Here is a 2,168-nt window from a genome sequence, read left to right on the forward strand (position 1 = left end):
GCCGGCAGACCACCCGCCAGCGCCTCCAGCCCCGCCACCGCGGTGGCACGGTCACCCGCCACCACCACCGCACGGTGCTCGAAACCCGCCCGCGAAACGACCAGCGAGTGGCCGATGTCCGTCAGGGACACCTCCGGCCGCTCCGCGAGGTGAGCACCGAGCCGGGCCGCCTGGCCGCGCACCGCACGCTCACTGCGGCCGGACAGCACGAGCGGTACCGCACCGGCGACCGGGGGGAGCGTCGCGGCTTCGGCTTCGGCTTCGGCCGAGGCCTCCGGGTACTCCAGGATGGTGTGCGCGTTGGTGCCGCTCATGCCGAACGAGGAGACGCCCGCCCGGCGCGGGTGGCCGGTCTCCGGCCAGGGGCGGTTCTCGGTGAGCAGTTCGACGGTGCCGGCCGACCAGTCCACGTGGGGGGACGGCGCGTCGACGTGCAGGGTCTGCGGCAGCACCCCGTGTTCCATCGCGAGCACCATCTTGATGACGCCCGCCACACCGGCGGCGGCCTGGGTGTGGCCGATGTTCGACTTGATGGAGCCCAGCCAGAGCGGCTGTTCGGCCGGACGGTCCTGGCCATAGGTGGCGAGCAGGGCCTGCGCCTCGATCGGGTCACCGAGCTTGGTACCGGTGCCGTGCGCCTCGACCGCGTCCACCTCGTCGGCCGACAGCCCGGCGACCGCGAGGGCCTGCCGGATGACACGCTGCTGCGCGGGCCCGTTGGGCGCGGTGAGGCCGTTGGAGGCGCCGTCCTGGTTGATCGCCGAACCGCGGACCAGGGCCAGCACGCGGTGCCCGTTGCGGCGCGCGTCGGACAGCCGCTCCACGAGCAGCAGGCCCACACCCTCGCCCCACCCCGTGCCGTCCGCACCGGCGGCGAACGCCTTGCAGCGCCCGTCCTCGGCGAGTCCGCCCTGCTGGCTGAACGAGATGAACGCGCCCGGTGAGGACATCACGGTGACGCCTCCGGCCAGGGCGAGTGAGCACTCACCGCCGCGCAGCGCCTGGACGGCCATGTGCAGCGCGACCAGCGAGGAGGAGCAGGCCGTGTCGACGGTGACCGCCGGGCCTTCGAGCCCGAAGGTGTACGAGAGGCGGCCGGACACCACACTGGCCGCGTTCCCGGTTCCCAGGAACCCGCCGATGTCCTCGGAGGACTCGATCGCCAGCCGCAGGTAGTCCTGGCCGTTGGTGCCGACGAAGACGCCGGTCCGGCTGCCGCGCAGTTCCTCCGGGTTGATGCCGGCCCGTTCGAACGCCTCCCAGGAGGTCTCCAGCAGCAGCCGCTGCTGCGGGTCCATGGCCAGCGCCTCACGCGGGGAGATCCCGAAGAACGTCGGGTCGAACTCGCTCGCGCTGTAGAGGAATCCGCCGTCGCGGGTAGCCGAGGAGTACGCCGCGCCGGTGTCCTGGAGGGCCTCCAGGTCCCAACCACGGTCGGTGGGGAATCCGGCGATCGCGTCACCGCCGGTGGACAGCAGCCGCCACAGCGCCTCCGGAGTGTCGACCCCGCCGGGGAACCGGCAGCTCATCGCGACGATGGCGACGGGGTCGTCGTCGGCGGCGAGGTTCGCTGCGTCAAACGCCTCCTCCGGTGCGGCGCCGAGGAGTTCACCCTTGAGGTGGTCGACCAGGGAGCCGACCGAGGGGTAGTCGAAGACGACGGTCGCGGACAACGGAAGTCCGGTGGCGACGCCCAGCAGGTTGCGGAACTCCACCGCCGTCAGGGAGTCGAAGCCGAGCTCGCGGAACGCCTTGCCGACCTCCACCGCCGCAGGGTCCGCGTAGCCGAGCACGCCGGCGACGTGGCCGCGTACCAGGTCGAGCAGAGCGGCGTCGCGCTGCTCCTCGGACAGCCCGGCGAGTTGCTGCACGAGCGAGGAGCCGACACCGTCCGTCCCACCCTCGCCGAGGGCCTCGCGGGCCTGCCGGACCTCGGGGAGCTCGTCGAACAGACGGCTCGGGCGGACCGCGGTGAACGCGGGCGCGAACAGCGCCCAGTCGACGTCGGCGGCCACCACGGCCGACGGACCGTCCCCGCCGGAAGCGAGCTCGCGACCCAGGAAGGCCAGGCCCAGTCCCGGATCCATGGCGGGCATGCCGCCGCGCCGCAGCCGCTCCGCGAGACCCGCGTCCGTGGCCATCCCACCCTCGGCCCACGGACCCCACGC

1 protein-coding gene is annotated in these 2,168 nt (G+C 73.3%); it reads right to left on the reverse strand.

The window, feature by feature from the left end; translation table 11 throughout:
• On the reverse strand, positions 1-2,168 hold a 2,168-nt coding region (locus ACIOFR_RS42135; protein WP_401006122.1), incomplete at both ends, for a beta-ketoacyl synthase N-terminal-like domain-containing protein.

It is taken from the genome of Kitasatospora sp. NPDC088346, from assembly GCF_044740765.1.
GTDB lineage: Bacteria > Actinomycetota > Actinomycetes > Streptomycetales > Streptomycetaceae > Kitasatospora.